Here is a 7,212-nt window from a genome sequence, read left to right as displayed (position 1 = left end):
ACGTCGCCTGGTACTTCAAGGGCTACGGCGTGGGCGGGCAGCTGCGCTCGCAGCTGGCCCAGGTCGAGTCCCTCGCGCACCTCGACGAGCTGCTCGCGCAGCTTGAGCGCGACCAGCCGTACCCGGGCGAGGCGGCGGAGGGGCAGCGCGGCAGGGCGGGCACGCCGAAGTCGCCGTCGCTGCCGGACCGCTGGCTCCAGTCGCGAACGCTGGACGCGGCCGACCGGGCCGAGGTCGCGGGCGCCGAGCTGGACTCGAGCGGTGGGTGACGCGCACGAAGCCGACCTCGGCTACGGCGAAGCGGACCGCGGCCGGTGGCTGCCCGAGGAGCACTCCTCCCGCCGCAGCGACTTCGCTCGCGACCGGGCCCGGCTGCTCCACTCCGGGGCGCTCAGGAGGCTCGCCGCGAAGACGCAGGTGCTGTCGCCGACCCTCGGCCTCGACTTCGCGCGCACCCGCCTGACGCACTCGCTCGAGGTGGCGCAGGTCGGCCGCGAGCTCGCCGGCAGCCTCGGACTCGCCGCCGACGTCGTCGACACCGCCTGCCTCGCGCACGACCTCGGCCATCCGCCGTTCGGCCACAACGGCGAGCGCGCGCTGAACGACTGGTGCAGCGACGTCGGCGGCTTCGAGGGCAACGCGCAGTCCCTCCGCCTCCTGACCCGGCTGGAACCGAAGGTCTTCGGTCCCGACGACCGGCCGTACGGCCTGAACCTGACGCGGGCGAGCCTCGACGCATCGGTGAAGTACCCGTGGGGGCTGGATGCGCCCGTCGGCGATCCGAGCGGCAGGAAGAAGTTCGGCTACTACCCGGAGGACGAGGAGGCGTTCGCGTGGCTGCGCAGCGGCGCCCCGCCCCGCCGGCCCTGCATCGAGGCCCAGGTCATGGACCTGTCCGACGACATCGCCTACTCGGTGCACGACTTCGAGGACGCGGTCGTCGGCGGGTCGGTCGACCTCGCGGCGCTGCGGTCGAACGCGGCGCAGCGCGACGTCGTCGGCGCGATGGTCGCCTGGGTCGGCGGGGCCTTCGATCACGACGAGCTGGTGGAGGCGCTGCACCGGCTCCGCGCGACCGACTCCTGGATCGCGGAGTGGAACGGCTCCCGGCGCGCGCACGCGGCGCTGAAGAACCTGACCAGCCAGCTGATCGGCCGGTTCGCCGGTGCCGCGACCACGGCGACGAGGCGTGCGCACAGCGGCGACCTGGTCCGCTACGGCGCCGACGTCGTCGTGCCGCGCGGCATCCAGGCCGAGATCGCCGCGCTGAAGGGCATCGTCGCGGCCTTCGTGATGGCGAACGACACCAGGCGGCCGGTCTACGTGCAGCAGCGGGAGCTGCTGCAGCAGCTCGCCGACGTGCTGCTGTCGGACCCGCAGCACCTCGACACCGCCTTCGCCGACGACTGGGCGGTGGCGGAGGACGATCAGGCGCGGAAGCGCGTCGTCGTCGACCAGGTCGCGAGCCTCACCGACCAGTCGGCGCTCGCCTGGCACGGGCGGCTGGTGCGGTGATCCGGCGCGCGCGCCGACTGCCGAGTGCGCGGCAGCTGCAGCTGGAGGGGGTGCTGCTCGCGGGCGGACTCCGGGCGCTGCTCCTGCAGCTCGCCCAGCCCGCGGTCGGGCACGGCGTCGCGCGGCACAGCGCGTTCGAGACCGATCCGCTGGGGCGGCTGCGCGGCACGCTCGCGTTCATCTACGTGGTCGCCTCGGGGGAGGAGGACCTCGTCCGCACGGTCGCGAGGTCCGTCGGGCACGCGCACCGGCCCGTGGTCAGCGAGGAGGGCGCGCCCGTCCCGTACGACGCGCGTGATCCGGCGCTGCAGCTGTGGGTGGCCGCGACGATCCACGACACGGCGATCCGGATCGCGGAGGCGGTGTGGGGGCCGCTGCCGCCGGCGCTCGCCGACGAGCTGCTCGTGCTGAACGGTCACCTCGCGACCGAGCTCGGCCTGCCTGAGCGCGAATGGCCGTCGACGCGGGCGGAGTTCGACGCCGTCTTCCTCGCCGCCTCGGCAGGGCTGCGGTTCGACGACGTGACCGTGCCCGTGGTGCGGGCGCTCGTCTCGGCGCGAGCGACGCCGCGCTGGCTCCGCCTCCTGATGCCGATCTACCTCCGCGCGACGCTCGGGACCCTGCCGGCGCTGCGGCCGGCGCTCGAGTCGCTGGAGCACGGCCCCGACCTGCTCCCGCTCGCGCGCCGCCTCGCCCCGGCGACCCGCTTCCTCCCGCGCTCCCTCCGCACCCTCCCCGCCCGCCGCATCCTCGCCGCAGCCCGCTCATCCCGCTGATCGAGGAACCGCGAAGCGAGCCTCGAGATCCCTGGCCGGTCGGCCCGTCGTCCACAGGGGCGGGAGGTGTCCTCCCGCGAACCTAGAATCCGGCGTGTGGCAGGGCTGATCCGTCGGAGCGACGTGGACGAGGTCCGCAGCCGCACCGACATCGCCGCGGTCATCGGCGAGCAGGTCGCGCTGAAGACCGCGGGCGTCGGGTCGCTGAAGGGGCTCTGCCCGTTCCACGACGAGCGCAGCCCGAGCTTCACGGTGCGACCGGCGGTCGGCAGGTACCACTGCTTCGGCTGCGGTGTCGACGGCGACGTCATCAGCTTCCTGATGGAGCTCGACCACCTCTCGTTCGCGGACGCGGTCGAGTCGCTCGCCTCCCGCCTGAACTACACGCTCACCTACGAGGACGGGCAGCCGCAGCAGGACTCCGCGAACCGCGTGCGGCTGCTGGAGGCGAACCGGCTCGCCGCCGAGTACTTCGTCGGCGAGCTCGCGACCCCGGCCGCCAGTCCGGGTCAGCAGTTCCTGACGGAGCGCGGCTTCGATGCGCAGGCCGCCGCCCGGTTCGGGATCGGCTGGGCGCCGAAGTCGTGGGACGCGCTGACGAAGCACCTGCGCGGCAAGGGGTTCCAGGAGGCGGAGCTGTCCGCCGCCGGGCTCGTGTCGAGCGGTGACCGCGGGATCTACGACCGGTTCCGCGGCCGGCTCGTCTGGCCGATCCGCGATCTCACCGGCGCCGTCGTCGGGTTCGGCGCGCGCCGGCTGCTCGAGGACGATCAGGGGCCGAAGTACCTGAACACGCCAGAGACGGCGGTGTACCACAAGTCCCAGGTGCTCTACGGGCTCGACCTCGCGAAGCGCGACATCTCCCGAGAGCACCGGGTCGTCGTGGTCGAGGGCTACACGGACGTGATGGCCTGCCACCTCGCCGGGGTCACGACCGCGGTCGCGACCTGCGGCACCGCGTTCGGCGCGGACCACATCAAGGTGCTGCGCCGGGTGCTGGGCGACGAGGCGAGCGCGAACGGCGAGGTGATCTTCACCTTCGACCCCGATGCGGCCGGGCAGAAGGCGGCCGTGCGGGCCTTCGCGGAGGAGCAGCGGTTCGCCGCGCGCACGTTCGTCGCAGTCGGCGTCGACGGGCTCGACCCCTCCGATCTGCGCACCCAGCGCGGCGACGAGGCCGTGCGCGCGATGCTCGAGGCGAAGCACCCGATGTTCGAGTACATGATCCGGCGCGTGCTCGACATGCACGACCTCGACTCGGTGGAGGGGCAGGTCGCGGCGCTGCGGGCGGCCGTGCCGATCGTCGCCACGATCCGCGACGACAACGTCCGGCCCGCCTACGTCCGGCTGCTCGCGCGCTGGCTCGCCATGGACCTCGCCGCGGTCGACCGCGAAGTGCAGCGCGGGCGTCGCGGCGGCGCTGCCCGCACCGGTCCCGACCGCCGCGACTCCACCCGGCGCGAGACCGAGGCGGCGCCGCGCCCGCCGCGCCCGCCCGCCTCACTCCGGTCGCTGCCCGACGATCCGGCCACCCGCCTCGAGCGGGAGGCGCTGATGATGATCGTGCAGGTGCCGCACCTGGTCGGCGGCGACCTCATCCGTCGCTCGACGGAGGTCGGCTTCCACAACGCCACCCTCGCGGTGGTCCGCGACGCGATCGGCTCGCAGCTCGCCCAGCTCGGCGGTGCCGGCTGGCTCGAGCGGCTCGCGGGCGAGGTGCCCGACCCGATCGCGCCGATCGTGCAGGAGCTCGCGTTCCTCCCGCTGCCGGTCAGGGTGAGCGAGGAGGAGCAGCTCGCCCGCACCGCGAAAGCCACGGTCGCGTCGCTGGTCGACCGCCACCTCCTGCGCCGGAAGGCCGACCTCGTCCGCCAGCTGCAGCGCACCGAGGGCGCGGCCGACGCCGAACGGGGCCGCGAGCTGCGCAAGCAGCTGGTGGTGGTCGAGGCGGACCGCCGCACCCTCCGAGGCGCCTGAGCTCCCGCCCCTGAGCCCACGCGGTTCCGGGTGGTCTCGAGACGCTCCTTCGTCGCTCCTCGACCAGCGGGGCGCCCGCTCGCTCCTCCCCAGCCGCGAGATCACGCCGCCCCATTCCGGGGGTGTCGAGGGTCGGGAGGCGCACCGCGGCGATACGCTCCGGACCACCGGCAGGGGGTACGACATGGTCGACAGCGGTGCGGTGGTCGTCACGAAGGATCTGACCGTCGGCTATCCCGGCGCGGTCCGCTTCGACGCCGTCCGCGGTGTCGACCTGCGCGTCGAGCCGGGGGAGATGATCGGCATCGTCGGCGAGACCGGTGCGGGCAAGTCCACGCTCGCCCGCGTGCTCGCAGGGCGGATCGCTCGCGGCGTCGGCGAACGCGGTCCCCGTGTCGTCGGCGGTTCCGTCTCGGTGCTCGGCATGCGCGCGGACCGGCCCGGGCGCACCGCCCGCCGTGTCCTCGGGGCGCAGGTCGGCTACCTCCCGCAGCACGCCGGCCGTGCGCTCGAAGGCGGCTACACCGTCGCCGAGACCGTCACGCAGCCGCTGTTCGACCGTGACCGGCACTTCGACCGGCGCGACGCCGGGACCCGCGCCGCCGAGCTGATCGATGCGGTGCAGCTGCCGCTCGCGATCATGACGCGCTACCCGTGGGAGCTCTCCGCCGGTCAGCGGCAGCGCGTCGCCATCGCGCGGTCCCTGATCCTGCAGCCGATGCTCTGGATCGCCGACGAGCCGACGTCCAGCGTCGATGTCGCCACCCGCGGCCCGGTGCTCGACACGCTGCTCGAGTTGCACGCCGACCGGGTCTTCTCCGCGGTGATCATCAGCCACGACGCCGCCGTCATGCACCGCAGCACGCATCGCGTCGTCGTGATGCACCGCGGTGTGCTCATCGCCTCCGGCACCGCCGACCAGGTGCTCGCCGACCCGGAGCACCCGTACGTGCGCGGGCTGCGCGACGACTACTTCCTCCGCACGGGTGCGATCGGCCTGCCCGTCGTCCGCTGAGCCGACCGCCTCGCCGAGCGGGTGCGCCGTCGAGGCCGCCGGTTCCCCGTGGGCTACACTCGACGGGCCGCGGTGGTGCGCCACCGCTGATCCTCGATAGCTCAATTGGCAGAGCAGCCGGCTGTTAACCGGCAGGTTGGAAGTTCGAGTCTTCCTCGGGGAGCTTCCGCTCCCGATGATCCGCGGCCGATACGGGCTCACACCCTGTCGGCCGCGTCCGGTGTGCTCGAACGGCCGCCCGGGGGCGAAGTCCATGCGAGCCGGCCCGACTGCAGCACGCCGCGTTCCGTGCGCCTCCGCCCGGTCGCATGCACGGTTCGTAGACTCGCCCGCGTGCTGAGCCTGCCGCAGACCGTGTGGCCTGCCGTGACGGGCGGGCTGCTCGTCGTGGCGGCGGTCCTGCTCGCGCTGCTGCTCGTGACGCGGCGCCGGCTGCGTGCCGAGCGTCGCGCGGCGGCCGACGACGATCGGTACACCGCGCGCCTCCAGGTGTCGGTCGCGGATCACAGTGGCCGGCTCAGGATCATCCGCGATCTGCACGACGTGGCCGTGCACCGCGTCTCCGCGATGATCGCGCAGGCCGACGGTGCCGTGTACGCCGGGACCACCGACCCGACCGCGGCGGTCCGCGCCGCCCAGACCATCGCGGAGAGCGGGCGCATGACGCTCGCGGATCTGCGTCGCGTGATGACGCTGGTCCGCGAGAGCGAGGCGGATGCCGCACCCCAGCCGCGCCTGAAATCGACCCGGGAGCTGTTCGCGACCATGCGGGACGCGGGCCTCAGCGTCGTGGTGGAGGAGCACGGGGAGGCGTACGACCTGAACTCCGCCGCGGAGTTGGCGGTCTACCGGATCCTGCAGGAGGCCCTCTCGAACTCGCTGCAGTACGGGGGTGACGGCACGGAGGTGCGGGTCGGCTTCACCTGGACGGCGTCCGGGCTCGCGGTGCGGGTCGACGACGACGGCTTCCGCAACGCGGTCCTCCGCCGCGGCCTGTCGCCCGACGATGCGGCCGCCGAGCTGTCGTACGGCGTGGAGGAGGACCTCCGGTCCCTCACCCAGCAGCTGAGGGGGTCGGGGATCCAGGAGATGCGCGCTCGGACCGAGTTGTTCGGGGGCACGCTGACCGCGTCGGAGACGCCGGGCGTCGGCTTCTCGATCAGCGCGACCTTCCCCTCCATCCGGTTCCACAACGGGGTCCACGGCGTGGACCTCTCCCGCCGCTGACCGCGCCCCGATCCGGGTTTCATAAATCCGGGGATCTGCGCGCGAAGCGCCGCAGATCCCCGGATTTATGAAACCCGCCCTCGTCACATCGCGCGAGCAGGTTTGCTCACGCTCATGCCTCCAGGTCGTCGACCCCCGGCGTCCAGCTGTTGCCCGGCTTGCCCCACTTGTTGGCGCTGACCGCCTTCTTCGCGCGCCGCTGGTTGAGGAAGTCCAGCCGGTCGACGTAGAGCACCCCGTCGAGGTGATCGGTCTCGTGCTGCAGGATCCGCGCGAACCAGCCCCGCGCCTCCAGCGTGTACGGGTTCCCGTCGAGGTCCTGCGCCTCGAGGCGTGCTCGCTGGGCCCGGCGGAGGGGGAAGCGCTCGCCAGGGACGGAGAGGCAGCCCTCGCTCTCGGTGTCCTCGTCGGCCTCGCCGGTCGGGGTCGGCGTGACCCACAGCACCGGGTTGATCGCCACACCGCGCTTCGGGCCGTCGACGTCGTGCTCGTAGCTGTAGACGAACAGCCGCAGCGGGACGCCGACCTGCGGACCGGCCAGCCCGACACCCGGCGCCTCGTCCATCGTCGCGAACATGTCGTCGACCAGCTTGCGCAACTCGGCGTCGAACGTGACCACGGGTGCGGCCGGTTCGTGCAGCACGGGGTCCCCGGTGATCCGGATCGGCAACACGCTCATCCCGACCGACCTCCACATGCCAT

Annotated in this window: 6 protein-coding genes, 1 tRNA gene and 1 pseudogene; 7 read left to right on the top strand and 1 reads right to left on the bottom strand. The window is 73.2% G+C overall.

Features of this window, described 5'->3' with window-relative positions; all coding sequences use genetic code 11:
- The 7 genes and pseudogenes from ACFE67_RS13025 to ACFE67_RS12995 all read left to right on the top strand — a co-directional run.
- A pseudogene (locus tag ACFE67_RS13025) lies at nt 1-269 on the top strand (tRNA dihydrouridine synthase DusB); the annotation flags it as partial.
- Entirely contained in the window at nt 262-1,515 is a 1,254-nt protein-coding gene (locus ACFE67_RS13020) for a deoxyguanosinetriphosphate triphosphohydrolase (RefSeq protein ID WP_375407304.1), read from the top strand. The pseudogene ACFE67_RS13025 and the gene ACFE67_RS13020, both read left to right, overlap by 8 nt.
- The gene (locus tag ACFE67_RS13015) at nt 1,512-2,291 is read left to right on the top strand and encodes an oxygenase MpaB family protein (protein ID WP_375407303.1); all 780 of its coding nucleotides are present in this window, start codon (nt 1,512-1,514) and stop codon (nt 2,289-2,291) included. Before ACFE67_RS13020 ends, ACFE67_RS13015 begins: the two co-directional genes overlap by 4 nt.
- Nucleotides 2,292-2,387: 96 nt before the next feature.
- Nucleotides 2,388-4,268 carry a DNA primase gene (dnaG, locus tag ACFE67_RS13010; RefSeq protein ID WP_375407302.1) on the top strand — a complete coding sequence of 627 codons (1,881 nt, stop codon included), beginning with the start codon at nt 2,388-2,390 and terminating at the stop codon, nt 4,266-4,268.
- 184 nt (nt 4,269-4,452) lie between these two features.
- Nucleotides 4,453-5,283, top strand: coding sequence for an ATP-binding cassette domain-containing protein (locus ACFE67_RS13005; RefSeq protein WP_375407301.1), 831 nt, complete (start codon nt 4,453-4,455; stop codon nt 5,281-5,283).
- A gap of 90 nt (nt 5,284-5,373) precedes the next feature.
- Nucleotides 5,374-5,446: transfer RNA gene (locus ACFE67_RS13000), tRNA-Asn, on the top strand.
- 170 nt (nt 5,447-5,616) lie between these two features.
- Entirely contained in the window at nt 5,617-6,510 is an 894-nt protein-coding gene (locus ACFE67_RS12995) for a sensor histidine kinase (RefSeq protein WP_375407300.1), read from the top strand.
- A gap of 112 nt (nt 6,511-6,622) precedes the next feature.
- Here ACFE67_RS12995 and def read toward each other — a convergent pair whose 3' ends face one another.
- Nucleotides 6,623-7,189 (bottom strand): peptide deformylase, encoded by a 567-nt coding sequence (gene def / locus ACFE67_RS12990; protein WP_375407305.1) that lies wholly within the window; start codon nt 7,187-7,189, stop codon nt 6,623-6,625.
- Nucleotides 7,190-7,212: the final 23 nt, after the last annotated feature.

Source organism: uncultured Amnibacterium sp. (assembly GCF_964244015.1).
GTDB lineage: Bacteria > Actinomycetota > Actinomycetes > Actinomycetales > Microbacteriaceae > Amnibacterium.
The sequence above is the reverse complement of the archived record's forward strand: the minus strand, read 5'-3'. Positions and strand labels throughout refer to the sequence as shown.